Genomic DNA, 26,165 nt, shown 5'->3' on the forward strand with positions numbered 1-26,165 from the left:
TTTTTTGTGCTTATTAACGGAAGGCTCGGCACATGCCGGCGATGGTCCGCAGCTTAGCGGTCGCGACACCCTCGGCGTCAGCACTATCAAGAGGCCGGTTGCACGGGCATTGGTGGCAATGATGATTAACCAGTATCGCTATCATCAGCATGGATCGGCCGGCATTCGGTACAGTGGCAGTCCTTGCTGTCCCGACCTTTACGGTCTATCACTGCTGCGATCCATAAAACCTTCAACCACCGTTAGCCGAGAGCCTGCCATGACTGCCTTGAACAACCGCCAATTCCTCCTCGCGCGCCGCCCGGTGGGTGCTGCCAGCCGCGAAGATTTCACCTTCCAGACCGTGCCCGTAGCGGAACTCGCTCCGGGGCAGATCATGGTGAAAAGCGAATACCTGTCGCTGGACCCGGCCATGCGCGGCTGGATGAATGAAGGCAAGTCCTACATCGCACCCGTCGAGTTGGGCGCGGTGATGCGCGCGCTGGGTGCGGGCAAAGTCATCGAGTCACAAAACCCGAAATTCGCGGTCGGCGATTACGTTCAGGGTGTGCTCGGGGTGCAGGATTATTTCGTCGGTGAGCCCAAGGGCTTCAACAAAGTCGATCCCAAACTCGTGCCGCTTCCGGTCTACTTGGCGGCGCTGGGCATGACCGGCATGTCGGCCTACTTCGCGTTACTGGAAGTCGGCCAGCCCAAGGCTGGAGACACGGTGGTGATTTCCGGCGCGGCCGGTGCGGTGGGCAGCATTGCCGGGCAGATCGCCAAAATCAAAGGCTGCCGGGTCATCGGCATCGCTGGCGGCAAGGAAAAATGCCAGACCCTGATCGAGGAGTTCGGCTTCGACGGCGCCATCGACTACAAGAACGAAGACATCCACGCCGCCCTGAAACGCGAGTGCCCCAAGGGCGTGGACGTTTATTTCGACAACGTCGGCGGCGACATTCTCGATGCGGTCCTGACCCGCCTGGCATTGAAGGCGCGGGTGGTCATCTGCGGCGCCATCAGCCAGTACAACAACAAGGAAGCCGTCAAAGGCCCGGCCAATTATTTGGCGCTGCTGGTCAACCGCGCGCGCATGGAAGGTTTCGTGGTCATGGACCATGCCGAGAACTTCGCCAGGGCCGGGATGGAAATGGCCGGCTGGCTGGCCCAGGGCAAGCTGAAAAGCAAAGAGCACATCGTCGAGGGCCTGGAGACCTTCCCCGAAACCCTGCAGATGCTGTTCAAGGGCGAGAACAGCGGCAAGCTGATTCTGAAGGTGTGAGTTCAAGGTGTGAGCTCAAGCCGTGAGCCGTCGCTGATAATCCGCTGAACAACTCACGGATAACGCAGCCAAAACCACCAGAGGGCGCACTCTGGTGTAAGCTCGTGCGCTGTTGATCCGACCCATCGAGAGGCTTATGCGGGCTCCTTTCCGACGTTCTACCCTTGCAGCGCTGCGTGGTTTTGAATCCTCCGGCACGGCGATCACGATTCTGCCGAGTGCAGCCGATTACCGGCAGACACTGCTGGCGAAGATTGCCGCCGCCACCCGGCGGATTTACATCGTCGCCCTGTATTTGCAGCAGGATGAAGCCGGCCAGGAAGTGCTCGATGCATTGTATGCCGCCAAGGCCGCGCGACCGGAACTGGACGTTGTGGTGCTGGTTGACTGGTTCCGCGCCCAACGCGGCCTGATTGGCGCGGGCAAGCAGGCCGGGAACTCGGCGTGGTATCAGGCGCAAAACCTGGAACACGATCAGGAAGTGCCCGTCTACGGCGTGCCGGTGCAAACCCGCGAGCTGTTCGGCGTGTTGCACCTCAAGGGCTGTGTCATCGACGACTGCGTGATTTACAGCGGCGCCAGCATCAATAACGTCTACCTGCACAAGCTCGGCAAATACCGCCTCGATCGCTATCACCTGATTGAAAGCAAGGGCCTGGCGGACTCGTTCCAGCGCCTGGTGCAGCAGGACATTCTGCCCTCCGACGCCGTGCATCGCCTCGACCTGCCCTCACCGCCCAGCTCACGCAGCCTGCGTGGGGAGATTCGTCAGTTCCGCCAGCACCTCAAGCGCGCCAGCTATGACGTCAACGACGGCGTGCGAGACAACAGTGGGTTTCGCGTCATTCCGCTGCTGGGCATCGGCAACAAGAACCCGCTGAGCAAAACCCTCTGCGACCTGATCGCCGCGACGAACGAGCAACTGACGCTGTGCACGCCGTACTTCAACATGCCGCTGGTGGTGAAGCGCGAGATCAATCGCGCGCTGAAGCGGGGCGTGAAGGTCGACATCATCATCGGCGACAAGACCGCCAACGACTTTTTCATTTCGCCGGAGGAGCCGTTCAAGGTGATCTCGGCGCTGCCGTATCTGTACGAGATCAGCCTGCGTCGCTTCATGCAGAAGCATCAGACGGCGATCGCCAAGCATCAGCTGAACATCCATTTGTGGAAAGACGGCGACAACACTTATCACCTCAAGGGCCTGTGGTCGGATGACCGCTACACGCTGCTGACCGGCAACAACCTGAACCCGCGGGCCTTTCAGCTGGACCTTGAAAACGCCGTGCTGATCGATGACCCCAAGGGTGAATGGCTGAAGCCCCGCGCGGAAGAAGTCGCGCTGCTGATGCGTGATACCCATCGGGTCGGCAAGTTCGACGAGCTCGACACCCTGAGCGAGTATCCGGTCGGCGTGCGCACCTTCCTGCGCCGGGTCAGCCGGGTCCGCGTCGAGCGCCTGCTGTACCGGATTCTGTAAGCCCATGGGCAAAAGCACCGGCGTGCGCGCGCAACAGGCTGATCAGACCCGTGCGCGCATTCTTCAGGCGGCGATTACCGTGTTCACCCGCGACGGCTATTCCGGCGGGCGTATCGAGAAGATCTCCGCCGAAGCCGAATCCAACGACCGGATGATTTATTACTATTTCGGCAGCAAGGAAAAGCTGTTCGTCAAAGTGCTTGAGCACACTTACGAGCAGTTCAACCGCGCCGAAAGTCTGCTGTCACTGGACCCGTCGACGCCGGTACAGACGCTGCGCCAGTTGGTGGCGTTCGTCTGGGACTATTACGTCAGCCACCCGGAATTCGTCGCCATTCTCAGCATTGAAAACCTGCACAAGGGCAAGCACGCGCGCCAGTCCGGCGAGCTGCGACGCCTGTCGGGCGAAGCCGTCGGCGTGCTCAGACCGATCATCGAAGCCGGACAGGCGCAGGGGTTGTTTCGGCAGGACCTCGACATCAAGCACGTGTATTTGATGATCGCCTCGCTGTGCTACTTCTATAACTCCAACCTGCACACCCTCAGCTCATTCCTGGGTCAGGACATGGCCGCCGAGGGGGAGCGCACGGACTGGCTGGCGTTTATTCAAGACCTGGTGATGCGTGGGGTAATGGTGTTGCCGGAGTAGTCCGATCGATTAAGCAGCTGCAGGAGCGCGCTTGCCCGCGAATGCGGCGTTCGGCGTACGCATAACCTGTGGGAGCCGGCTTGCTGGCGAATGCGGTGGGTCAGGCGCGTAGATGTCATGGGCTGATATTTTTCGCGGGCAAGCGCGCTCCTACAGTTGATCTCGGCAAGGTTCGAGATTTTGGGCGTACACGTACTCTGTAGGAGCGCGCTTGCCCGCGATCGGCTGCGCAGCAGTCGTAAACCTGACGCCGTCGTCATGCCTGACACGCCGCATGCACCGGTCTGCTGCCGCTGCGCGCCAGATCGCGGGCAAGCGCGCTCCTACAGTTGGTCTCGGCAGCATCTGAAATCTTCGGCGAGCACCTACCGTTTTTGTGGCGTTAATGGGTTCCGGGATTGGCTCTTAGATGCGCCACTTTCTCCGGCAACCCCGCCCACTGCGGCTCATTGGGCGCGAAGCGATTGCGCAGGTACGCGGCGAGGTCGCTGATCTGGATGTCGGAGAGGCTGTCCTTGAAGGCTGGCATGTAACCCAGATCTGCAGTCGCCGGTTTGTCGATGCCCTGCTGAATCACTTTGATCAGGTTGTCCGGCAGCGCGCTGTGGACGTTGGTGTTGGTCGCCAGCGACGGGCTCACGCCAAACAGCTTCGGCCCCAGACCGTCGGCATGACAACCCTGGCACGAGCCTTCGAACACCCGCTGGCCATTGCTCAACGACTGGGGCGAAACGCCGGGCTGAGCGACTGAAACCGTGGCCGGCGCCGGACCGGCATCAGTGCTGCCAGACGCAGGCTCGTTCAACGCCGCCAGATACACTGCAATCGCCCGCACATCGCTCTTCGGCAGTTTCGCCAGTTCCGACACCACCGGCCCCATCGGTCCTGCGGCGACGCCATGGGCATCGGAATAACCCGTGCTCAGGTAATTGAACAACTGATCCTCGGTCCACGGCGTCGGCGCTTTCGACAGGCTGTTGAGCGCTGGCGCTTCCCAGCCGTCCACCGTGCCGCCCGCGAGAAACGACGTGCCGCCCTTCTCCGCCCCCAGCAGATCCCGGGGTGAATGGCAGGCCGCGCAATGCCCCAATCCATTGACCAGATACTGGCCGCGATTCCATTGCGCGCTTTGCTGTGGCTGGGTCTGCACCTCGCCTTTGCGCAGGTACAGCGCGTTCCAGCCGGCCATCAGCGGCCGCACATTGAACGGAAAGCGCATGTCATTGGCCGGCTGCACTTGCTTAACCGGCGTCTGCGACATCAGGTAAGCGTACAAGGCCTGCATGTCGGCATCTTCGATATTTCTGAAGGCCGTGTAGGGAAACGCCGGATACAGGTGTTTGCCATCGCGACTGATGCCGTCACGCATCGCCCGCTCGAATGCCGGATACGACCAGTTGCCGATGCCGGTCTCGGCGTCCGGGGTGATGTTGCTGCTATATAACGTGCCAAAAGGCGTCTGAATCGCCAGCCCGCCGGCATTGCTGGCGCCATTCGGAGCGGTGTGGCAAACCGCGCAGTCGCCCACAGCCGCCAGTAAACGCCCGCGCTCCAGGGTCGCCGATGACCAGGTGCCCGCTGAAGGCGGTGTGATCGGCGCGATTTCCCCACGCCAGGGCAATGCCGTCGCGGCCATGCCCAATACCGCCCCCAAGGCTGCGAACAGCGAACCGAACAGCCATTTCGAACGTTTGGCTTTCGGCGATTGCGGCGGGTTGCTGTTGGCCTCCGCGCCCGCGCTGTTCAGCGCGGCAAGAATGCGCTCGGCGGTAATCGGCAGTTCGCGAAAGCGAATCCCGGTCGCGTCATACACGGCATTGGCAATGGCCGCCGCACTCGGCACCGACGCCGACTCCCCGGCGCCCATGGGCGGCTCGGCCTGACGCGGCATCATCAGGACGTCGACCTTCGGCACTTCCGGGAACGTCAGAATCGGGTAGCCGCCCCACTCCTTGCTCGCCACCGTGGACTCCTCGAACGTCACCCGCTCCTTGAGCACGCGGCTGGTGGACTGGATAACGTTGCCGTGGATCTGATGCTGCACGCCGGCGGGATTGACCATCATGCCGGCGTCGTGGCCGATCACCACGCGGGTCACCGACACATCGCCGGTGTGCTTGTCGATCGCCACGTCCGCGACCCACGCCGCCCACGCCGCACCGAAGCCGGGAAACTTGCTGTGGATGTAGCGCGCGTAAGCAAAACCTCGCCCGCGCAAGACGCCGTCTTCTTCGGGCATCTGCATCGGTTGGGTGCGCGGGGTCCAGTCAGCACGGGCAGCAGTCGCACGAACCAGTTCGGCGGCGCGCTCGTCGTGCAGATAACGAAGCCGGTACTCAATAGGGTCGACGCCGGCCGCGAAAGCCAACTCGTCGATGTAGGACTCGTGTGCAAAGGTATTGGGAAGCGCCGACACGCCGCGCATCCACGACGCCCGCACAATCGGCGCCATGTCGTGAATGGTGACGCGCATGTGTTCGATGTCGTAGGGCGGAATCGAAGTGCGATCGCCCATTTCAAACATCGTCGCCACCGGTTCCACGCGCCCGGTCAGCAGCAGGGCCAGAGTCGGCGAGTTATTCGACGGGTAGCGGGTGCTGAAGTCGTAACCGGCGATGCCACCATCGGCGTTGAGCCCGCCGTCGACTTCCATTAGCTGGGCGGTGCCTTTCGGCTCCCAGGCATGTTCCTGCTCGCGGGTCAGTTGCACGCGCACCGGCCGACCCACGGCGCGGGACAGCAACACCGCATCGGCGCAGACATCGTCAGCGCAATTGCGCCCGTAACAGCCCGCCGCTTCCATGCGGATGATGTCGATGCGCTCTTCGGGGTATTCCAGCAGCCAGGCCAGATCAGCGCGCAGCATGTGGGGATTTTGCGTGCCGGACCAGACCCGAATGCCTTCTTCGTTGTAGTCCGCCAGCCCGCACGAAGGCCCGATGGAGCCGTGAATCTGGTAGGGCCACAGATAGGTTCGCGTCATCCGCTCGCTGGCCTGGGCCAACGCTTCTTCGACATTGCCCTGATCGAGCACCACACGCTGAATGCTCGGGTTGTCGCGAATCGCCTGCTCAATGTTGGTCATGTCCGGCAACTGGTGCTGCCACGGCTTCCACGCGACCTTGAGTTCCCGCGCCGCCTTGGCCGCCTGCTCTTCGCGCATTGCGACGATGCCGACAAAATCCCGAATCACCACCACACGGACGATGCCGGGAATGTGCGCGATGGAGGATTCGTCCACGTACAAGAGGCTGGTGCCGACGAAGTCGCCGGTGTCGTAACCGGCGTAGGGCGGACGTACGACGCGGCCGTGGAGCATGTCCGGCAAACGCATGTCGTGCACGTAGGTCAATTCGCCGGTGGCCTTGCCCGGAATGTCCACACGGGCGGCGCCCTGCCCCACCAGTTTGTAGTCCTCCAGCCGCTTGAGTGGCGCGCTGCCGGAAATGCGCAGCTCGACGCGCTGATCGATTAACAGTTGGCCAAAGGTCAGTTCGCGACCGTCCTGCGCTTTGATCACCCCGCTTTCAATCACCAACGAATCCACGCCGACCGCCCAACGCTGCGCGGCCTGTTGCAGCAGGTAGCGCCGAGCCTCGGCGGCGGCATTGCGCAACGGAATGGCGGAAATCTGCAGGGTGGCGCTGGCGATGGTCGCGCCCTGATTCGGCGCACGCTCGGTGTCGCCCAGAATCATCGTCACCTGATCCATCTGCAGGTCCAGTTCTTCGGCGACGATCTGTGTCAGCGAGGTGCGGATGCCGGTGCCGAGGTCGACATGGCCGTTGAAAGCGTAGACGCGGCTGTCCTGATCAATGGCAATGAACAGCCCCAATTCCATGGGCCTGACGGTAGGAGTGCCGCCCTTGGCGACCGGTCCGGACGGCGGCAGGATGTCGTCGACGATCAACAGCACGCCATTTTGGGCGAGCAGTTCATCGCGCGTGGGCAAAGTCTGGGTCATTGGACGGGATCCGGGCTGGGCTGATGACGCGCGGCACGCATGACCGCACTCAGGATTTCCAGGTGCGTGCCGCAGCGGCACAGGTTGGCCGAGAGCTCGTTGCGGATCTGCGTCTCGGTGGGGTGCGGGTTACGGTCGAGCAAGGCTTTGGCGGTCATGATCATGCCGTTCATGCAGTAGCCGCATTGCGCGGCCTGTTCGTCGATGAAGGCTTGTTGCACCGGATGGGGGCGGTCTCGCGAACCGAGGCCTTCCAGCGTAGTGATCTCGCGCCCTTGGGCGCCCGCCAGCGGAAACACGCAGGACCGTGCGGCGACACCATCGATGATCACCGTGCAGGCGCCGCACTCGCCCAGACCGCAGCCGTATTTGGGACCATTGAGGTGCAGGTCGTTGCGCAGGATCAGTAACAGCGGCGTGTCAGGCATTGCCGTGACGCTTGTGGCCTGACCGTTGACGTTCAGGGTCACGGTCTTCTCCGCCACCCGCTGCAGCTCGCTTGTATCAGCCTTCATGTGTTACCCGCTGTAGCTTACATTTGATGAAGTGATTACTTCATGAAACGAGAGCAGGAAGCATGCCAGCGGAGAAAAGGCTGTAGGACGTTGGAGTTTGGGGTTGGGTCAGGCGGCGTTATTCATCGCCCTCATCGATCAGTTTGCGCAACAGAAACAGGACAGCCACGCGCTCGGCGGGGTTGAGTTTGCTGAGGGTCAGCTCGCTGATCTGCGCGGCCCGGGGCACGGTCTCCTGCACCAGTTGCAGGCCGCTGTCAGTCAGGCTGCAGATGACTTTGCGGCGATCCTGCGGGTCCGGCTCAAGGCTGATCAGGTCCCGGGCTTTCAGGCGATCGACGATGCCGCGAATGGTGGCCTGATCCACGGCCGTGGCCTTGACCAGTTCGGTCTGGGAGCTGGGGCCGTGATCGCGCAGCGCGCACAGGGTCACGAACTGCACCGCCGTGAGCTGCGAATCGCCGACGTTCTGCTGGAAGATCGCCAGATGACGCTGGTAGGCCTTGCGCAGCAGATGGCCCACTTGCTCGGAGAAGGTGTAGGACGCACTGATGCTGGAAGGGCGGTTATTGGAAGGGTTGTCAGTGGACACGGATGGCTCGTTCGGCAGGATCTGGGAAGTGGTGGCTACAGTAACGTTTGCGGGGGTTGAGGGGAATCTTCGGAACGCGCGTGTTTAGCGCCAGCTATGGATGGACAGTACAACCCCGAACTGTAGGAGTGAGCTTGCTCGCGATTCCATTGGGTCGTTCACCCTACACTGACTGACTGAATGAACGCGATCGCGAGCAAGCTCACTCCTACAGGTCTCACCGTCGCCTGAAGATCTGCGTCAGGCCTTTGAAGCCTCGGGCGCCACCACTTCGCCCGCCAGCACCACGGCCTGATCATCCAGATAAATGTCGCAACGACGCAGCGGGATATCCAGATGGCACGGGGTTTTGCGGGTGCCGCCGACTTCGGTGTTCGGCCCGGTTGAGAACAGGAAGTTGCCGTAGAACGCCCGGGCGTCCATGCACATGCCGTCGTTCTTGTCGTGCAGGCCCATGGCCGTCCACTGCGCGCGGGGTTGCAGGCCCCAGCCGATGTGGGAAATGCCGTAGACCTCCGGGTCGTTGAAGTACTTCAAGTAATCGCGCAGGTACTCCGCCTCGAAACCACCGTGAATCCCGGTGATAAAACCCTTGTCGATCTCCAGCGTGATCTGCTCCCGGGAATAGGTTTTGAACGGCAGCACGATGTCGCCGACATCAATGACCAGCGTGCCCTCGGCAGTCTCTTCATTGGGCCAGGAGAACAGGAAACCGCTGGGCCAGTGGTCCCAACGACCCGGCTCGTCAGCAAAACCATATTCGGTCACTGAAGGATATTGCCCCAGTTGCGCACGGAAATCGCTGCCGGCGCGGGACTTCACCTGAATCGACCGGGCTGCCTTCAGCACCTGTTCGGCGGCCAGTACACGCTCCTTGTCGGCCACCGTCGGCAGCATCCGCGCCAGCACTTCCGGGGGCTCCACCGCCAGCAGGATCCGCGTGCCGGTCTTGAGAATCTGCTCCTGCTCCGGCGAGTGCAGCAGCATCATCGTGTCGACGATGAGGTCCGCCGCCTCAAGGGCACGTTGCGCCGCAATGTTGCCGGTCAGCGCGGTGTCGCCGCAGTAGGCGGTCATGTCATTGCCCATGGCTTTTGGGTGATTGAACGAAGGCAGCTCCACCGCATAAACCTTCGCGCCAAGGCGCTGAGCCGCTTCCATCGCAGCGCGGACCGTGCGCGCATCGGAGTAGTGACTCTTGAGCACTGCCACGCTCTGGGTCGCGTCCACTTTCGACAGTTTCAGCACGTGCTCGAACATCTGGGTCAATTCGCAATCGCTAACCGGCATCTCTCTCTCCTCTCGGGGCATGACCGGCCGGATGCACCATTGCAAGGCGCCGCGCATCAGACCGGTGCATTTTTAAAGCGTATACACTTATTAAAAGCGATAAGACATCAATCCGGACGCCGCTGCAATAGGCACGCCACAGTGTTACGCGACCACACAGATCCCTGCATATGAAGGTTACAGAGGGTGAAATGCCTGATTGCGACGTCGGCTGACGTTTCTGGAAATATCGGTTCACTTTTAAAAATATCAGCGTATACACTTTAAAAACCCAGCGACGCGACAGATCACTCTCGCCTCGCCGTTATCCAGAACGCCTGTCATCCAGAGCTCCTGTTAACCAGAGCTCATGAACACGAAGGAATGCGCGCCATGCCAACCACGCAAAAAATCGCCATCGTCGGATCCGGGCTGGGAGGCGCTGCGGCTGCGACGCTGTTGCAGAAAGCCGGTTTCCACGTCGACATCTACGAGCAGTCCACCGCGTTTTCACGCATCGGTGCCGGGATCCATATGGGCCCGAACATCATGAAAATCTTCCGCCGCATGGGCATCGAGCAACAGCTGAGCGACATGGGTTCGCACCCGGATTTCTGGTTCAGCCGCGACGGTGCGACCGGCGACTACCTGTCGCGTATCGCCTTGGGCGAGTTCTCCCTCAAAGAGTACGGAGCGGCCTACATCACCGTGCACCGCGGCGATTTGCACGCGCTGCAAATGTCGACACTGGCGCCCGGCAGCGTGCACTTCAGCAAATGCCTGACCACCCTTGAAGAGCGCGACAACGGCGTGCGCCTGAACTTTGCCGACGGCACCCACGCCGATGCGGACATCGTGATCGGCGCCGACGGCATCAATTCGAAGATCCGCGAAGAGTTGCTGGGCCATGAGAAACCGCTGTACAGCGGCTGGGTCGCCCACCGCGCACTGATCCCCAGCGACGTGCTGACCAAGTACAACCTGAATTTCGAGAACTGCGTGAAATGGTGGAGCGAGGACCGTCACATGATGGTTTATCACACCACCGGCAAGCGCGATGAGTACTACTACGTCACCGGCGTGCCCCATGCGGCGTGGGATTTCGAGGGCAGTTGGGTCGACAGCAGCCGGGACGAAATGTACGAAGCCTTCGCCGGTTATCACCCCACCGTGCAGGCCCTGATCGAGTCCACCGACAGCGTGACCAAGTGGCCGCTGCTCAACCGTAACCCGCTGCCCTTGTGGAGTCGCGGCCGCCTCGTTTTGCTGGGCGACGCCTGCCACCCGATGAAGCCGCACATGGCCCAGGGCGCCGGCATGGCCATTGAAGACGCCGCGATGCTCACCCGCTGCCTTCAGGAAACCGGACTGACCGACTATCGCACCGCGTTCCAGCTCTACGAAGCCAATCGCAAGGAGCGCGCGTCTCGCGTGCAAGCGGTTTCCAACGCCAATACCTGGCTGCGCACCCAGGAAGATCCGGCCTGGGTTTACGGTTATGACCTCTACGGCCAGGAACTGAAATCGGGGGTGGCGGCGTGAGCACATTCATTCATGGGGGCAACGTCCAGGCCAACGGCATTCGTCAGCATTACCTGCGCTACGGCGGCGACACACACTCCGGCAAACCGGCGCTGATTCTGATCCCGGGCATCACCAGCCCGGCGATCACCTGGGGTTTCGTTGCCGAACGTCTGGGCCAGTCTTTCGACACCTACGTACTGGATGCCCGCGGTCGCGGGCTCTCCTCCACCGGGCCGGATCTGGATTACAGCGTCGACACCTGCGCCGATGACATTGGTGCGTTCGCCGCCGCCATGGGCATCGACAGCTATCACCTGGCTGGTCACTCGATGGGCGCGCGTTTCGCCGTACGGGCTTCGGTCCGTTGTCCCCAAGGCCTGAAAAGCCTGGTGCTGATTGATCCGCCGGTGTCCGGTCCGGGGCGTCGTGAATACCCGGCCAAGCTGCCGTGGTACGTCGATTCGATCCGCCAGTCGCAGCAGGGAATGAGCGCCGAAGACATGCGCGCGTTTTGCGCGACCTGGACCGAGGAGCAACTGCAACTGCGCGCCGAGTGGCTGCACACCTGCTACGAAGCGGCCATCGTCCGCGCCTTCAACGACTTCCATGACGTGGATTTCCATCAGGACCTGCCGAACCTGCCTGTCCCTGCCCTGCTCATCGTCGCCGAGCGTGGGGGCGTGATTCAGGCGGAAGACGAAGCCGAGATCCGACAGTTGCAACCGAACATTCTGATCGCGCGAGTGGAAAACGCCGGGCACATGATCCCGTGGGACAACCTGCCGGGATTCTTTGCAGCGTTCGGGGACTTTCTCGGTACGCCGCTGACCTGAGGCAGAGGATTACCGAACAGGCCTGAACCGGATTTATGTAAGGCGCTGGACCTGTAGGAGCGCGCTTGCCCGCGAAGGGATGCTACAGACACATCACCGCCAACTGACCCGGCGCGTTTCGCGGGCAAGCGCGCTCCTACAGGTGTCCTGCGTTGCCAAGCATCTCTGTGCTCAGGCCCGGAGGCTGTTCAAGATATTAATCCGGCGCGACGCCAAATCGACTTCAACCCTATTGATCGAGGTGAACCCGATGACCGACTCACAAAGCGCGGACGCCAACTATCAGGGCGTCTGGGGCAATCGCATCGGTTTTGGTGCGAAACCGGCCCTGTTGATGATCGACTTCATGCAGGGCTACACCCAGCCCGGTGCACCTTTATATGCGCCGGGTGTGGTCAGTGCCGTGGCCGAAAGCGTTGAGCTGCTGGCCTGCGCCCGGGAACACGGCATCGCGGTCGTGCACACCAACATCCGCTATCACCCCACGCATTTCGCGGACGGCGGCATGTGGGTGAAAAAAGCGCCGGTGATGAAGGACATGGTCGAAGGCAACCCGCTGGCCGCGTTCTGCGAGGCCGTGCAGCCCTTGCCTGAAGAGGTCGTCATCAGCAAGCAGTACGCGAGTTCGTTCTTCGGCACGTCACTGGCATCAATGCTGCACGCCCAAGGGATCGACACCGTCGTGCTGGCCGGTTGCTCCACCAGCGGCTGCATCCGGGCGACTGCGGTGGATGCCGTGCAGCATGGTTTCCGGACCATCGTCGTGCGCGAATGCGTGGGCGACCGCCATCCCGATCCCCATGAAGCGAACCTGTTCGACATCGACAGCAAATACGGGGATGTGGTTGGTAAGCAGGAGGCTATGACGCACATGCGAGCGGCAACCGGTAAGCGATGAGCTGCAAGCTACAAGCGGTAAGCCGCAAGTGAAGAGCACGCGGTCCCCTCTTGCAGCTTGAGGCTTACCGCTTGCCGCTTCTTCCACCATATGACAACACCGCAAACACAGGCAAAATCAGCCGCCGCCGCGCCCACCGGTCGAAGAACCGCCAGGAGACACCCATGCCCTCTGCGAATGTAGAAACCTCCGCAAACTTAGCCGCGGACCCGATCAAAGCGCTGTACACCAAGATCACCTGGAAGCTCATCCCCTTCCTGTGCTTCTGCTACCTGGCCGCTTACCTGGACCGCATCAACATCGGCTTCGCCAAGCTGCAGATGCTCGACCAGTTGCACTTCAGCGAGACCGCATTCGGTTTGGGCGCCGGGCTGTTTTTCGTCGGCTATATCCTGTTCGAAGTGCCGAGCAACCTGGTGCTGGAAAAGGTCGGCGCGAAGATCTGGATCGCGCGGATCATGATCACCTGGGGTTTGCTGTCATCCTGCACGCTGTTCGTCAGCACGCCGACGCAGTTCTACGTGCTGCGGTTTCTCCTGGGCGCCGCTGAAGCGGGCTTTCTGCCGGGGGTGCTGTTTTACCTGACCACCTGGTTCCCGACCTACCGCCGTGGCCGCATCATCGCGCTGTTCATGATCGGCCTGCCACTTTCCAGCGTCATCGGCGGTCCGCTGTCGGGCTGGATCATGGGCCATTTCGACCAGACCGCCGGGCTGCGGGGCTGGCAGTGGCTGTTCCTGATCGAAGGCATTCCCAGCGTGCTGCTCGGCGTGATGACGTTCTGGGCGCTGCCGAATAATCCGAAAGAAGCCAAATGGCTGAACAGCACCGAACAAACGTTGCTGGAAGGCGAACTGCGCCTGGACGATGCCGAGGGCAAAGACAGCAAACACAGCTTTCGTGACGGGTTCTTCAATCTGAAAGTGTGGATGCTCGGCGGCATCGACTTCTCGATTCTGCTCAGCGCCTACGCCATGGGCTTCTGGATGCCGACGTTCATCAAAAACGCCGGGGTCACCGACACCTTCCACATCGGCGTGTTAACCGCGTTGCCCAGCGTGGCGGCGCTGATCGGCATGCTGATGATCGGCGCCAGCTCAGACCGCCGTCGTGAACGTCGCTGGCACATCATCGTGCCGTTCTGGATCGGCGCCGTGGCCATGGCCGCCAGCCCGTTCTTCACCCATAACGTGGTCGCGACCGTCGCACTGTTTGCCGTCGCTTCGGCGGCGATCATTGGCGCCGTGCCGGTGTTCTTCAGCCTGCCGGCGACGTTCCTCAAAGGCCGGGCGGCGGCGACGGGGTTTGCCCTGGCGTGCTCGCTGGCGAACATCGCAGGCCTGGTGAGCAACTCGATGATGGGCATCGCCATCGACGTGACCGGCAGCAGCGCCGGGGCGTTGTGGTTCTTTGCCGGGTGCCTGATTTTGAGCAGTTTGCTGGTGGTGGCGTTGCCGGCGAAGCTGGTGAACAGATAATCAGATCTAAATCCTGTAGGAGCGTGGCTTGTCCCGCGATCGGCGACGCAATCGTCGTGTACCCGGTAGATGCGGTGTATCAGGTGCAACGGGCGTCTGACTTTACGACTGCTGCGCAGCCGATCGCGGGACAAGCCACGCTCCTACACTGCTCATCGCATTCATCCAATAACAACGGTGGAAACCGCTCATGCAGGCGTTTTTAAAAAGCTGTGCCCTGGCCCTGACGCTCGGACTGTCCGCGACCTCCTTGCAGGCGGCGGAAAAGGTCATCTTCGACACCGATTTCAACGTACTCAACGACGACGGCCAGGCCTTCATCATGCTGGCGCAACTGCACGCACAAAAGCGCATCGACCTGCTGGGCATGACCCTCGTCAGTGGCAACGCGTGGATCGATCAGGAGCAGGTCGATGCGCTGAAGGCGGTCGAGCGCATGGGCGTGGAAAAGGACGTCGGCGTGTACTCCGGCGCGGCATACCCGCTGCTGCACGACTTCGCCACCTATGAACAGGAAAAAGCCCTGTTCGGCGCAGGCTGGCCGGGGGCGTTCAAGAGCCCGCGTCCGACCTCGGCCTCGCAGCTGGTATCCCCGCCGGACGGGCTTGCTACGCACACTGCACTGCGCAGCAAATCCGCCGCGCAATTCATCGTCGACAGCGTGAAGGAAAATCCTCACGAAGTGACCATTCTTGCCGTTGGGCCATTGACCAACATCGCTCTGGCGATTCGCAGCGCGCCGGAAATCGTGCCGCTGATCAAACGCATCGTCTACATGGGCGGCGCCATCGAGATTCCCGGCAACACGACGCCAGCGGCCGAATTCAACTGGTGGTTCGACCCCGAGGCGGCAAAAATCGTGCTGCGCTCGCCTATCGAGCACGTGATTTTCCCCAACGATGTCTGCGAAAAGGTCATCTTCGACGCCTCGGTCTACCAGCGCATCATCGCCAGCAAAGGCGTGATTCCCGAGCTGTACAAAACGGTGCTGGGGCCTGAGTTCGACAAGGACCCGAACCATCGCAGCTTCACCTGGGACAGCCTGCCCGCGCTGTACCTGGTGCACCCGGAACTGGTCACCGAGTCCAAAGACCTGTGGGTCGATGTCGACGCCCACTTCGGACCGGATTACGGCCGCTCCATGGGCTACAAGAAGGGCGCGCCCGTCGGCACGCAGAAGGCGAAAGTGGTGTACGCCGTGGACCAGAAGAAGTTCTGGGATGCATACGTGAATCTGGTCACTTTGCCTGCGCCGGTCAAACGCTGATCGCTTCAGCTCCTCGCGCTTCGCCTTTGCCGACGCAGAAGATGTCCAGGTGCAGCGGTGTCAGCCGATCAGGGCAGTCAGCTGCTGGCGCTGGGCATCGGTGAGCAAAGGCCCTCTGGCTGCCTCGGCGTTTTCCTTCATGTATTTCGGATTGCCCGTACCGGGAATCGCGCACGTCACCGCCGGGTTTGAGATCAGAAACTTCAGCGCCAGTTGCGCCCAACTCCTGGCCTGCACTTCTCCCGCCCAGCCCGGTAGCGCCGTGTTACGCAATCGCCCAAGCAGACCGCCACCACCGAATGGCCGATTGCAGATCACTGCCACCCCCCGTTCACGGCAAAGCGGCAGCAGCCGCGCTTCGACCGAGCGATCGTCCAGCGCGTAATTGATCTGCAGAAAATCGAACGCCTCGGCCTTCAGCGCAGCTTCCACCTCGGCGTAGGCCGACGGGGTGTAGTGCGTCAGACCGATGTAGCGAATGCGCCCGTCCTCTTTCCACTCACGCAGCGTCGGCAGGTGGGTCTTCCAGTCCAGCAGGTTGTGGATCTGCATGAGGTCAATGCGCTGGGTCCGAAGCAGCCGGAACGAGGCTTCCATTTGGGCGATGCCTTCGTCACGTCCCCGGGTCCAGACCTTGGTCGCCAGGAACGCTGGCGAGGACGGCTGATGGATCGCCAGCAACTCGCCGGTGGTTTCCTCGGCGCGGCCATACATCGGCGAACTGTCGATCAGGGTCCCGCCCGCGTGGAACAACTGATCCACCACCGCAGGCAGCAGTTTGTACGCGTCGCTGCCGGGCTCGACATCGAACCCGCGATAGGTGCCAAGTCCGATCATCGGCAAGGCTTCGCCGCTGGATGGAATGTCTCGCGTGAGCATGTTCCGTTCTCCTGCTTGACCGGGCGATGGGCCGGGTTGTGGTGGTTCGGATGCTGTGGCGATGGCACCGGAATGAGCGATCGCTGCGTCAAACATCAACGCCGCCGAGGCACCTGCTGCCAGGGTGAGCAGTCGTCTGCGGGTGAGCAGGTGTCGGTCGGTCACGGGTATGTCTCCGGGTCGGGCTGACGTGAGCGCACAGTGATTGATCGACCCCTTGCGCGCGCCGTCGGTTCAAGTCGGTACGACCACCTGCGCAGATCGCGGGAACGCTGGTGCGCTCGATGCGTCACAACTCCATCTTGAACACTGGAGCACACCAAATGAAAACTGTCATCACCCTGAACGAACTCCCCAACGCCGACCTGCGCACCTACACCGAAGTCTGGTTGACTTCGCCGACCGCCGTTCGCGAACCCCACCACACCGATGACGAACTGTGCCTGTGGCGCGCCAAACAAGTCTTCTCCCACGACATGCTCAGCGAAGGCACCCATGGCCAGAACGTCATGCCGGTCTGGCTCGTCGTCGACAACATTGATAACCCCGACCAAGTCCTGGAAGTCGAAACCCAGGTACGGGAACGCCTGCTGGCCGCCGGGCTGGACGGAGAGTTTTATCCGGCTGAGGTAGGCGAGCGGACTGACGGGGTCAAGTAATCGGATGGCGCATTGTTGCGACTGACGCACACCGCCCATGTTTCAACTCGGTCCGTAAGAGCCGGCTTGCTGGCGAACGCATTGGGTCGGTCACTGATGCAGTGTCTGATCCCGCAGGTTCGCCAGCGAGCCGGCGCACGCAAACCCTGGTTTGATCCTGCGTGCCAGGCGCGCCTGAAATCGTCGCCCCCAGGACCTTCCGCGCCTTAACCTGATGGCTTAAGCGCGTCCGGTCGCTCTTAAGCCGGCGGCGTTGCGCCCAGGCGTTTCCACATCGGTTTGGTCAGGCGCTGCTTGTGCTTGTAACCGGCCCACGGATCAGCCTTCAGCTTGCGCAACCGCTGCTGCAGGTTGGCGATGTTCCACTGCGCCGACGACTTCACCTGGGTCAGCTCATCACGGCTGATGGGTACCGACACCGGCAACCCCGGCCGCGCCCTGGCTGAATAGGCCACAACCGTACTGGCGCCCCGGCTGTTACGCAGGTAATCGATAAAGATCTTGCCCACCCGGTTCTTCGGCCCGGAGGTCGCGGTGAATCGGTCCGGCAACTCCCTCGACATGAATTGCGCCAGCGCCCTGGCAAAGGCTTTGACCGTTTCCCAATCGGCCCGGCGCGCCAGCGGCACAACGATGTGCATGCCCTTGCCGCCACTGGTCTTGACGTACGCATCAAGGCCCAGCTCGTCGAGGGTCGACAAGGTGAGCTGCGTGGCTTCGATCATGCTGCGCCACGGCAGCTGATCGTCCGGGTCGAGATCAAGGACGAAGTGGTCCGGCAGCTCGATCTGGTCGTAGGTCGCGCCCCAGGTGTGCAGTTCAATGGTGCCCATCTGCGCCGCACCGACCAGCGACTTGACGCTGTCGATCCCCATCAAGCGCGCATGACCGGGGTCGAGCTTGGGGTCCAGCTGCTTGATGTTGGGGATCGCCATGCGCTCGGAATGCTTCTGGAAAAACTGCTCGCCTTCCACGCCCTCGGGGCAACGCAACAACGCCACAGGTCGGTGGTCGAGGTGCGGCAGAATCCAGTCCGCCACCGACTCGTAATACTGCGCCAGTTCGATCTTGTGCAAGCCGCTCTCCGCGTCGATCACCCGTTCGGGATGACTGACCATCACCCCGGCCACCTCGATGCGGTCCTTGCCGGCGCGCCTGCTGGCCGGCCTGGATTTCTCGGCTGAAGAATCGGCACTGGACGCGGATTTGGTGCTCGACGCTTTGGCCTTGGCGGCACGGGGCTTGAACGGCGCTTTGATGTCCTTCGGCGGTATCGGGTGCTCGTGGACCACTTCGCTGGCCGGCTTGTCGCTGCGCAACGAGACAAACGCTGAGTGACGAATGATCCCGTCGCGGGTCCATTCGCCGAACTCGACTTCCGCCACCAGTGTCGGTTTTATCCAGTGCACGCCCCGGGCCTGGGCGCTGGTCACCTTTTTCTCCAGCGGCGACGCGTCCTGTTCCAGCGGTTTCATCTGCTCCAGCAACTCGCCAAGCATCTGCTTATTGAAACCAGTGCCGACCCTGCCGGCATACACCAGGCCCGCGCCCTCCTCGTTCACCGCCAGCAACAGCGCGCCAAACCCGTTGCGCGCGCCCTGGGGTTTGGTGAAGCCGACGACGACGAACTCCTGCCGCAGCTTGCACTTGAGCTTGATCCAGTCGGCATTGCGTTTGGACTGGTACACGCTGCCGGCACGCTTGCCGATGACGCCTTCGAGGGACATCAGACTGGCGCTTTCGATGATGTCGCGATGGCCTGCCGAGAAGGCTTCGGAGAACCGCAGCAGGCCCTTTTTCTGTCGTCCCACCACTTTCTTCAACGCCGCGCGGCGGTCTTCGACGGGCGTTTCGCGCAGGTCTTCCCCATTCAGGAAAGGAACGTCAAACAGGTAATAGAGGATGTCCATGCTGCGGTCGATGTCGAACGCATTCTGCAACGCCTGAAAATCCGGCAACCCGGCGTCGTTGAGGACGACGACCTCGCCGTCCAGCCAGGTGTTGTCCAGCTTCAAATCACCGACAGCCTTGGCCTGCAAGGGCAGGCGCTCGGTCCAGTCATTGCCGTTGCGGGTGAAGAACTTCACCTGGCCATCAATGATGCGGGTCAGGATCCGGTAACCGTCGTATTTGATTTCGTAGAGCCATTCACCTTCGGGCGGAGCGTCCATCAGCGTCGCCAACTGCGGCGAGAGTTTGGCCGGCACGCCGCTCTTTTTGGGCGACGGTGCTCTGGCTTTCTTTTCCACTGGCTTTTTTGCGGGCTTCGTACTGGCCGAGGTTTTACTGGCGGGTTCAGACGCCGCCGATTGACGTTTGGCGTTCTTGGCCGGGTTACGTCCCTCGCCCACCGTTGCGCCACTGACCACGCTCTCCGGTTTGTCGACGACGATGTCGTAGTCTTCGCCCGAGCGCACGGCGTCGTCCTTTTCCTTGATCAACAGCCACTGTTCCTTGTCGCTGTTGCCCGGCAAACGGGTCCGCACCAACGCCCAGTCGCCGCTGAGTTTTTCGCCGATCAGGGTGAATTTAAGTTTGCCGGCCTTGTAGGTCTCCTGCGGGTCGCCGTGGGGCTGCCAGATGCCGCGATCCCAGACAATCACGTCGCCGGCCCCATATTCGCCCTCGGGAATGCTGCCCTCAAAACTGCCGTAATCCAGCGGATGATCTTCGACGTGCACCGCCAGGCGCTTGTTTTTCGGGTCCAGACTTGGCCCCTTCGGCACCGCCCAGCTTTTCAGCGTGCCATCCAGCTCAAGGCGAAAGTCGTAGTGCAGATTGCGCGCATCGTGCTTGTGAATGACGAAACTCAGCGCCTTGCCTTGCTTGCTTCGCGTCTTGCCCTCGCTTTCCGCAGGCTCGGACGTGACATCGAAGTTGCGCTTGCGGGTGTATTCACTCACAGGTTTTGTCATAACGATGAACCTCTGCGCAGTGGAACGGTGCATCTTTCAACGCTACAACAGGACACGCGTTCAAGAGGCCTTGGTGGTCTTCTTCCGGGGCGGTGCACGGCGTTTCGCCGGTCCATCACCCTTTGATTCGGCCTTGGCTTTGCTCGCGGGTTTGGCTTTTGCAGGCGCTTTGGCCGCGCCGCTGCGCCCGCCCAGGCTGCGCTTGAGCAGTTCGGTCAGGTCGATGACATCAGCCGACTTGCGCTCGGTGTCGCCGGCGTCGGTCTCGACGTTCTCGATCTTGCCTTCGCGGGCCTTGGTTTCCACCAGCGACATGATCTGATCCTGAAAGGTGTCGCGGTACTCCTCGGCGTCCGGCGACCACTCGGTGCTCATGTCCTTGATCAGGCGCTTGGCCATGTCCAGCTCGCTCTTGCTGAGCTTGACGTCGGTGGCCTCCTTGGGCAGCTCAAGGCTGTCGAGCCCGCGCACTTCCGAGGGCCAGCGCAGCAGCACGAGGACGATCGCCGATTCCAGCGGCATCACTGCCGCCAGGTGCTGGCTAGTGCGAATCACCACATGGGCCAGCGCGACCTTGCCGGTATCGACCAGCGACTGTCTCAACAGCGCATAGACTTTTTCGCCGCGTTTGTCGGGGGCCAGGAAGTACGGCGTGTCGATGTGCTGGAGTGGAATCTGATCGCTGTCGACGAAACCGAAAATGTCGATGGTCTGGGTTGATTTCGGGTGCGCCGAGCGAATCTCCTCCTCGCTGATGACGACGTAGCGGCCCTTTTCGTACTGCACGCCTTTGACGATGTTCTCTTTATTGATCTCCTTGCCGGAGACCTTGTTGATGCGCTTGTAACCGACCGGGTCCATGCTTCTCTTGTCCAGCCAGTCGAAATCGACACCTTGCCGGGACGTCGCCGACACCAGCGCCACAGGAATATGCACCAGCCCAAAACTGATCGCGCCTTTCCAGATTGCCCGAGGCATAGTTTTAATTTCCGATGGGGTGTGAGGGGGTATGTGTAAGCAGTGACCGAAGCGCACTCGGAAAAGTTTCGGCCGAGCGACCGGAGCGTCACTATTATCGGGGGCTGCCCGGCTTTTGCGCGGCCACGGTCTCGGGCTGCCCGCCGCACGGATCAACGCTGCGCTATTCCCCGGCGCCCCTTCTTAACGCAATGAAAAAGCGTTAACCTCGCGCCACTCTTTTCTGCACGCCTTACCAGAGCCGTCTCGGCCAGGCCTGCGAACTCACCGGTGTCCCCATGACCTCCATTTCTCCCGCAACCCACCGCGCCACGATGACCAAGGGCCTGGCGACGCTGTTCGCCTTCTGCTGCGGCGCGATCGTTGCCAACCTGTATTACGCACAGCCCATCATTGGCTTGATTGCCCCGGACATCGGGCTGTCCGGCACTTTGGCCAGCTTCATCGTGTCGCTGACCCAGATCGGCTATGCCCTTGGCCTGTTCTTCCTGGTGCCGCTCGGCGACTTGCTGGAAAACCGCCGCCTGATGATCGTCACCACCGGCGTCGCCATTCTCAGCCTGCTCAGCGCCGCCTTCGCACAAACGCCCAATCTGTTCCTGCTCGCCTCGCTATTGGTGGGTTTCAGCTCGGTGGCGGTGCAGATTCTAGTGCCACTCGCCGCCAACCTCGCGCCGGAAGAAACACGCGGGCGCGTGGTCGGCAGCATCATGGGCGGCCTGCTGCTGGGCATTCTGCTGGCCAGGCCCGCTGCCAGTCTCATCGCCGACCACTTCGGCTGGCGCGCGGTGTTCGGCACGGCCGCCGCGGTGATGCTGCTGATCAGCGTGGTGCTGGCGACCACCATTCCTAAACATCAGCCTGCCCACAGCGCCACCTATGGCCAGTTGCTCAAATCATTATGGACCTTGCTGCGCAAACAGCCGGTTCTGTGCCAGCGCGCGTTTTATCAGGCGTGCATGTTCGCCACCTTCAGCCTGTTCTGGACCGCCGTGCCGCTTGAGCTCGCGCGAAATCACGGCCTGTCGCAAAGCCAGATCGCCCTCTTCGCCCTGGTCGGGGCCATCGGCGCGATTGCCGCGCCCATCGCCGGCCGCCTGGCCGATGCCGGCCACACCCGCATCGCCAGTCTGTGCGCCATGCTATTTGCCGCGCTGAGCTTTCTGCCCAGCTTGATCGAACCGGCATACGCCGTGATCGGCATGGCAGTCACCGGGGTCATCCTCGATTTCTGCGTGCAGATGAACATGGTCCTCGGCCAGCGCGCGGTCTACGCCCTGGATGCCAAAAGCCGCAGCCGCCTCAACGCGCTTTACATGACCAGCATCTTTATCGGTGGCGCGATCGGCTCGGTGGTGGCGAGCGCGCTGTATGACCATGGTGGCTGGGTCTGGATTGTGATCGTGGGGAGTGTATTTCCGGTGTTGGCGTTGTTGGGTTTTTTGAAGAACTCACGCCATGAATAACGGAGCACGGCACGCGCAGGATGCTCAGGCCATAGGCGTGGGGCGCTGATTGCAGGCCAAGAAAAAACCGCCAATTCGGCGGTTTTCTTATGTAGGTTCAGCCCCTGAACCCAGCCATGGGGCCAGTGGGTCCGAGGTCTCTGCCGATCTCCAGCGCTAAGCGCAGAAAGTGCAATTGAGCCTGAGCATATTCCGCAGCGCGCCTGTGCGCTTCGGCACGGAATTCTGTCATTTCCCGAATTTTAGCCTTACGTTTCTTAATGTTCATGAGCACCTCCGTGCTTTGGTCCTGGGGGACATCCTAGAAACGATCGGCTGAAATAACAAGGCATCCAGCGGTGTCGAACTCGAACCCCAGTGTCTGATAGTAGTTCACGACGCCTGGCTCGGGGCGTTCGATCTGGATGACTTTGCATCTCAGCAGCTGCGCGTAAACCCCTACCGCCGTCAACATCAATGGAGCCACCAACCTTTTCAGGGGATGACTCTCGGTCGGTTGACCTTCCAGCAAGATAATGCTGATCCGCAAACGGCTTCGACGCGGTGTTGCGTAACATAAACCGCAAAGCTCCTGAGCATGCCACAAGGCGAGGTCAAGACCTTTCGGATCTTTGAGCTTCCATTCCGGCACCGCCCGCCAAGGATAGGGGCAGCGTTCCCATTCATCGCTGATTGCGAGCGCCGCGGGATCAATAGGCATGAATCTCACAGTCCCCCTGTCTATACCGAGTGATCGTACTTCGACGGACCTCTCAAGGGTTTGATTAACCAGTTCGCGCGCTTTTGACTTGAGGACCTGATTGCGCAGATCAGTCCCCTTTCCCTGTCTCCCCATTGCCACATTCACCGCGTACCAAAGCAGCAAATGATGACGAAAGCATCCGGCCTTCTTGCGGTACATATCTATAGCAATCGAATAAATCTATGTGAGTGCCGGCGCCCGCTGGGTCAATCAGCAGCCTTACTCTTCAACTGGCTCTGAAGCCAGTGCTTCAAATCCGCCACCTCAGCCGTTGTAATCGTATGCCCTGCCCCGGCGTAGGAATGAAACTCGGGAACGATCAGCAGATTCTCCAGCACCGCCTTGGCGTCGGTTGCGCCCGAGTACGCCACGCGGGTGTCGGCCGAGCCGTGGCCGATGAACACTTTCAGCGATTTCAGGCGCTCATCGGGTTTCAGGCGTGAATGGAGGGACGCGAGAATCTTGCCGCTGAGCGGTGCGATGCCATGCACCAGTTCCGGGTATTGCAGGCCGATCTGGTAGCTCATCATCGCGCCCTGGCTGAAGCCGACCAGGATCACTTTATCGGGCTGGGTCTGATATTTCTCGGTGGCCTGTTCGATAAAGGTCCGCAGCAGGTCGGTGCTTTTGTCGACATCGCTGGTCACGCCTTCGTATTCGGCCTGATCGGTGTCCTGGGTGAACCACTTGTAGCCACCGCCGTCGACTTCCTGCGGCGCACGCACCGAGAGATAGGTGTAACTCGGGGAGAGATCGTTTTTGATATCGAGCAGGTCGCGCTCGTCGCTGCCGTAGCCGTGCAGGAAAATGATGAGGGGTCTGTCTTTGGATTCAGCGGGCGCCGCCGCCACGTACGGCAGCGCTAGATCGGTGAGCAGCGCAGGTTCTGCGTGGGCCATGCCAGTGAACATGCAAAGCAGCGCGGCGAAAAACTTCATCATCGTAGTGAGCCTTTTTGCGAAAAACGTCGGACTCATCATACGCAGCATGTCGCGAATGTCAGCCCGTCAGTGATCGAATGGAGCTGTCGGGGGGCTGTACGGTGGAGGGTTTTCATGTTGGCGGGGGTTGGGGAATACGCACAGGCTCGAAGTACAACGGAACGGCCGAATACCCGCTGCGGTCTAGGAATAAGCACATCAGTCCGTCGCCGAACCAAGGAGCACCCGTGAATATTTTTGAAGCCCTGAGAGAAAGTCATGACCGGCAACGCGGCTATGCCGATGCCTTGATCCAAACCCATGGCGACAGCAAGGAACGTGTCGACGTCTATAAGCACCTGAAAGCTGAACTCCAGGCCCATGCAATCGCCGAAGAGCGTTTCTTCTATATACCGCTGATGCAGTCCGACAACGGTATCGACCTCAGCCGCCATGCCATTTCCGAGCATCACGAAATGGACGAAATGATGGAAGAGCTCGACGAAACCGAGATGTCCAGCCCGTCCTGGATGGCCACGGCCAAGAAGCTGTCGGAGAAGGTTCATCACCACCTGAAGGAAGAAGAGCAGAAGTTCTTCCAGTCGGCGGGCAAACTGCTGGACGACAAGCAGAAAGAGTCGCTGGCCGGTGAGTATCAGAAGGAGTATGAAGAGCAACTGGCTGAAGCTTGAGCCGCTCTGAATGCTGAAAGCCCCGACTGTTCGGGGCTTTTTTTTGGCTGTGATTTTGCTGCCGTATTTTGCTGGCGATGCGCTCTTGGTGGTGAAGAGTGGTTGGTTATGGATGGGTCGGAGTGCGCAAGAAGTTGCGCACTCCGAAGCTCAAATTTGGCTGCTAGATGCTCTGCAGGCCACGTCGTGCATGGCCTGCAGACGAGTGCGCAAGAAGTTGCGCAGGGGTGCGCAACTTCTTGCGCACTTTCTCTTTGTTCTTAGGGTTGGCGTTCGCTAAAACCCGTCATTTTCCTCCTTAACCTATTGATTTTGCTTGGCTAATTCATAACTGGCACAAGCCTTGATATCTCCGTGGCCCCCGGATTGGTATTCACGCCTTTTCGGATGGTTTTTTGAGCACGGAGAGCATCCTTGGCAACCCCCTTAAACCTTCCCGTTGGTGGCGATAAACGCGAACCGCAAGTGGCGATCGTTCCGCTTGATCTGATTCAGGTTGAAGACGTTGGTCTTGGTGCGGCCAGTTTCGATGCCTGGCTGCAGGACATCAGCGGCGGGGTTGTCACGCTTGAGCGGATCAAGACCCTGGCCGGTGGGCTGCCGGTGGTGGGCAACATCATGGCGCTGGTAGATGCGCTGAACGACATCGTTCGGCTGGCGACCAGTGACGAGCGTGACCCGCTGGACTGGGTCAGTTTGGGCATCAACCTGATTGGGATGGTGCCCATCCCGCCGGGCATGGCGGCGGCGCGGATGAGCCTGCGGCCGATGCTGTTTCTGGTGCGTCAGGAGATGCGGCAGGCCGGCAAGATGGTGCTGGGCGATGCACTGATCGAGATTCTGATCGGGCACCTCAATGCCACGATTGTCGGGACGCTTGATGATTTTGTGACTCAGGCGCACGGGAAGCTTCCCGGGATTCTTGAGGATGCAGGGAAGCTTGGGGAAGGCGTGCTGTTTGAGATCGCTGCTGGCTTGGAGAGCTTGGTAGACCCCAAACTGAACGCCAAGGCCGATTTGCTTGAGGCGGGGCAGTTGGCTCATGCCGCAGGCGATCTTTGGGCCTACGACCCTCAGGCCGCGATTGGCAATATCTTCGTCGCGGCTGCAGATATTTGTGTTGCTGCGGGCAAGGGTGCGGTGAATGGCGCTGCTGAATACCTCGTGCCTGAAGCGGTTAA

20 protein-coding genes and 1 pseudogene are annotated in these 26,165 nt (G+C 61.0%); 12 read left to right on the plus strand and 9 right to left on the minus strand.

Annotated features, from left to right (window positions below; translation table 11 throughout):
• Positions 1–259 precede the first annotated feature (259 nt).
• From BMY98_RS22250 to BMY98_RS22260, 3 genes are all read left to right on the plus strand, one after another.
• Complete coding sequence (locus tag BMY98_RS22250) at positions 260–1,264, plus strand: NADP-dependent oxidoreductase (RefSeq protein ID WP_074892539.1); 1,005 nt, start codon at positions 260–262, stop codon at positions 1,262–1,264.
• Positions 1,265–1,400: 136 nt separating this feature from the next.
• The gene (gene pssA, locus BMY98_RS22255; protein WP_074892540.1) at positions 1,401–2,744 is read left to right on the plus strand and encodes a CDP-diacylglycerol--serine O-phosphatidyltransferase; all 1,344 of its coding nucleotides are present in this window, start codon (positions 1,401–1,403) and stop codon (positions 2,742–2,744) included.
• 4 nt (positions 2,745–2,748) lie between these two features.
• Entirely contained in the window at positions 2,749–3,393 is a 645-nt protein-coding gene (locus BMY98_RS22260; protein WP_074892541.1) for a TetR/AcrR family transcriptional regulator, read from the plus strand.
• A gap of 382 nt (positions 3,394–3,775) precedes the next feature.
• Here BMY98_RS22260 and BMY98_RS22265 read toward each other — a convergent pair whose 3' ends face one another.
• The 4 genes from BMY98_RS22265 to BMY98_RS22280 all read right to left on the minus strand — a co-directional run bounded on the left by BMY98_RS22265 (position 3,776) and on the right by BMY98_RS22280 (position 9,754).
• Positions 3,776–7,357 carry a molybdopterin cofactor-binding domain-containing protein gene (locus BMY98_RS22265; protein WP_074892542.1) on the minus strand — a complete coding sequence of 1,194 codons (3,582 nt, stop codon included), beginning with the start codon at positions 7,355–7,357 and terminating at the stop codon, positions 3,776–3,778.
• Positions 7,354–7,872, minus strand: a complete 519-nt coding sequence (locus tag BMY98_RS22270; RefSeq protein ID WP_074892543.1) for a (2Fe-2S)-binding protein — start codon at positions 7,870–7,872, stop codon at positions 7,354–7,356. The genes BMY98_RS22265 and BMY98_RS22270 overlap by 4 nt, the downstream gene beginning before the upstream one ends.
• A gap of 118 nt (positions 7,873–7,990) precedes the next feature.
• Positions 7,991–8,425 (minus strand): MarR family winged helix-turn-helix transcriptional regulator, encoded by a 435-nt coding sequence (locus tag BMY98_RS22275; protein ID WP_074892559.1) that lies wholly within the window; start codon positions 8,423–8,425, stop codon positions 7,991–7,993.
• 279 nt (positions 8,426–8,704) lie between these two features.
• Entirely contained in the window at positions 8,705–9,754 is a 1,050-nt protein-coding gene (locus BMY98_RS22280) for a 2,5-dihydroxypyridine 5,6-dioxygenase (RefSeq protein WP_074892544.1), read from the minus strand.
• A 372-nt stretch (positions 9,755–10,126) separates the two neighbouring features.
• On the opposite strand from BMY98_RS22280, the gene BMY98_RS22285 reads away from it, so the two are divergent.
• From BMY98_RS22285 to BMY98_RS22305, 5 genes are all read left to right on the plus strand, one after another.
• Positions 10,127–11,275 (plus strand): FAD-dependent monooxygenase, encoded by a 1,149-nt coding sequence (locus tag BMY98_RS22285; RefSeq protein WP_074892545.1) that lies wholly within the window; start codon positions 10,127–10,129, stop codon positions 11,273–11,275.
• Positions 11,272–12,090 (plus strand): alpha/beta fold hydrolase, encoded by an 819-nt coding sequence (locus BMY98_RS22290; RefSeq protein ID WP_074892546.1) that lies wholly within the window; start codon positions 11,272–11,274, stop codon positions 12,088–12,090. Before BMY98_RS22285 ends, BMY98_RS22290 begins: the two co-directional genes overlap by 4 nt.
• Positions 12,091–12,340: 250 nt before the next feature.
• A complete protein-coding gene (locus tag BMY98_RS22295; protein ID WP_074892547.1) occupies positions 12,341–12,988 on the plus strand; it encodes an N-carbamoylsarcosine amidohydrolase in 648 nt (215 codons plus the stop codon).
• Between the two features lie 164 nt (positions 12,989–13,152).
• On the plus strand, positions 13,153–14,466 hold the full coding sequence (locus BMY98_RS22300) for an MFS transporter (RefSeq protein ID WP_074892548.1): 1,314 nt from the start codon (positions 13,153–13,155) through the stop codon (positions 14,464–14,466).
• Between the two features lie 190 nt (positions 14,467–14,656).
• A complete protein-coding gene (locus BMY98_RS22305) occupies positions 14,657–15,733 on the plus strand; it encodes a nucleoside hydrolase (RefSeq protein WP_074892549.1) in 1,077 nt (358 codons plus the stop codon).
• Positions 15,734–15,793: 60 nt separating this feature from the next.
• On the opposite strand, the gene BMY98_RS22310 is transcribed toward BMY98_RS22305, so the two are convergent.
• Positions 15,794–16,708, minus strand: coding sequence for an aldo/keto reductase (locus BMY98_RS22310; RefSeq protein WP_083398865.1), 915 nt, complete (start codon positions 16,706–16,708; stop codon positions 15,794–15,796).
• Positions 16,709–16,935: 227 nt separating this feature from the next.
• Between BMY98_RS22310 and BMY98_RS22315 the strand changes: the two genes are divergently transcribed.
• Positions 16,936–17,271, plus strand: a complete 336-nt coding sequence (locus BMY98_RS22315; RefSeq protein ID WP_074892551.1) for a hypothetical protein — start codon at positions 16,936–16,938, stop codon at positions 17,269–17,271.
• A gap of 239 nt (positions 17,272–17,510) precedes the next feature.
• Here the strand turns inward: BMY98_RS22315 and ligD are convergent, their stop codons facing one another.
• Positions 17,511–20,186, minus strand: a complete 2,676-nt coding sequence (gene ligD, locus BMY98_RS22320; RefSeq protein ID WP_074892552.1) for a DNA ligase D — start codon at positions 20,184–20,186, stop codon at positions 17,511–17,513.
• Between the two features lie 60 nt (positions 20,187–20,246).
• Entirely contained in the window at positions 20,247–21,164 is a 918-nt protein-coding gene (gene ku / locus BMY98_RS22325) for a non-homologous end joining protein Ku (protein ID WP_074892553.1), read from the minus strand.
• A gap of 287 nt (positions 21,165–21,451) precedes the next feature.
• On the opposite strand from ku, the gene BMY98_RS22330 reads away from it, so the two are divergent.
• Positions 21,452–22,630, plus strand: coding sequence for an MFS transporter (locus tag BMY98_RS22330; protein ID WP_074892560.1), 1,179 nt, complete (start codon positions 21,452–21,454; stop codon positions 22,628–22,630).
• A 301-nt stretch (positions 22,631–22,931) separates the two neighbouring features.
• On the opposite strand, the gene BMY98_RS22335 is transcribed toward BMY98_RS22330, so the two are convergent.
• Both BMY98_RS22335 and BMY98_RS22340 read right to left on the minus strand, forming a co-directional pair.
• Positions 22,932–23,531, minus strand: coding sequence for an N-acetyltransferase (locus BMY98_RS22335; protein WP_245760107.1), 600 nt, complete (start codon positions 23,529–23,531; stop codon positions 22,932–22,934).
• A 47-nt stretch (positions 23,532–23,578) separates the two neighbouring features.
• Complete coding sequence (locus BMY98_RS22340; protein WP_074892554.1) at positions 23,579–24,313, minus strand: alpha/beta hydrolase; 735 nt, start codon at positions 24,311–24,313, stop codon at positions 23,579–23,581.
• Positions 24,314–24,540: 227 nt separating this feature from the next.
• Here BMY98_RS22340 and BMY98_RS22345 point away from each other — a divergent pair, with 227 nt between their 5' ends.
• Both BMY98_RS22345 and BMY98_RS22355 read left to right on the plus strand, forming a co-directional pair.
• Entirely contained in the window at positions 24,541–24,984 is a 444-nt protein-coding gene (locus BMY98_RS22345) for a hemerythrin domain-containing protein (RefSeq protein WP_074892555.1), read from the plus strand.
• A 414-nt stretch (positions 24,985–25,398) separates the two neighbouring features.
• Positions 25,399–26,165 (plus strand): annotated as a pseudogene (locus BMY98_RS22355) (RHS repeat-associated core domain-containing protein); the annotation flags it as partial.

This window comes from Pseudomonas graminis, assembly GCF_900111735.1.
Classification (GTDB): domain Bacteria; phylum Pseudomonadota; class Gammaproteobacteria; order Pseudomonadales; family Pseudomonadaceae; genus Aquipseudomonas; species Aquipseudomonas graminis.

What these genes read in the sequence shown, in the direction of transcription:
- BMY98_RS22310 (WP_083398865.1), bottom strand. Translation starts at nt 16,708, where the DNA reads ATGTTTGACGCAGCGATCGCTCATTCCGGTGCCATCGCCACAGCATCC.
- BMY98_RS22340 (WP_074892554.1), bottom strand. Translation starts at nt 24,313, where the DNA reads ATGATGAAGTTTTTCGCCGCGCTGCTTTGCATGTTCACTGGCATGGCC.
- BMY98_RS22280 (WP_074892544.1), bottom strand. Translation starts at nt 9,754, where the DNA reads ATGCCGGTTAGCGATTGCGAATTGACCCAGATGTTCGAGCACGTGCTG.
- pssA (WP_074892540.1), top strand. Translation starts at nt 1,401, where the DNA reads ATGCGGGCTCCTTTCCGACGTTCTACCCTTGCAGCGCTGCGTGGTTTT.
- BMY98_RS22250 (WP_074892539.1), top strand. Translation starts at nt 260, where the DNA reads ATGACTGCCTTGAACAACCGCCAATTCCTCCTCGCGCGCCGCCCGGTG.
- ligD (WP_074892552.1), bottom strand. Translation starts at nt 20,186, where the DNA reads ATGACAAAACCTGTGAGTGAATACACCCGCAAGCGCAACTTCGATGTC.
- BMY98_RS22260 (WP_074892541.1), top strand. Translation starts at nt 2,749, where the DNA reads ATGGGCAAAAGCACCGGCGTGCGCGCGCAACAGGCTGATCAGACCCGT.
- BMY98_RS22295 (WP_074892547.1), top strand. Translation starts at nt 12,341, where the DNA reads ATGACCGACTCACAAAGCGCGGACGCCAACTATCAGGGCGTCTGGGGC.
- BMY98_RS22315 (WP_074892551.1), top strand. Translation starts at nt 16,936, where the DNA reads ATGAAAACTGTCATCACCCTGAACGAACTCCCCAACGCCGACCTGCGC.
- BMY98_RS22270 (WP_074892543.1), bottom strand. Translation starts at nt 7,872, where the DNA reads ATGAAGGCTGATACAAGCGAGCTGCAGCGGGTGGCGGAGAAGACCGTG.
- BMY98_RS22335 (WP_245760107.1), bottom strand. Translation starts at nt 23,531, where the DNA reads ATGTACCGCAAGAAGGCCGGATGCTTTCGTCATCATTTGCTGCTTTGG.
- BMY98_RS22285 (WP_074892545.1), top strand. Translation starts at nt 10,127, where the DNA reads ATGCCAACCACGCAAAAAATCGCCATCGTCGGATCCGGGCTGGGAGGC.
- ku (WP_074892553.1), bottom strand. Translation starts at nt 21,164, where the DNA reads ATGCCTCGGGCAATCTGGAAAGGCGCGATCAGTTTTGGGCTGGTGCAT.
- BMY98_RS22265 (WP_074892542.1), bottom strand. Translation starts at nt 7,357, where the DNA reads ATGACCCAGACTTTGCCCACGCGCGATGAACTGCTCGCCCAAAATGGC.
- BMY98_RS22300 (WP_074892548.1), top strand. Translation starts at nt 13,153, where the DNA reads ATGCCCTCTGCGAATGTAGAAACCTCCGCAAACTTAGCCGCGGACCCG.
- BMY98_RS22305 (WP_074892549.1), top strand. Translation starts at nt 14,657, where the DNA reads ATGCAGGCGTTTTTAAAAAGCTGTGCCCTGGCCCTGACGCTCGGACTG.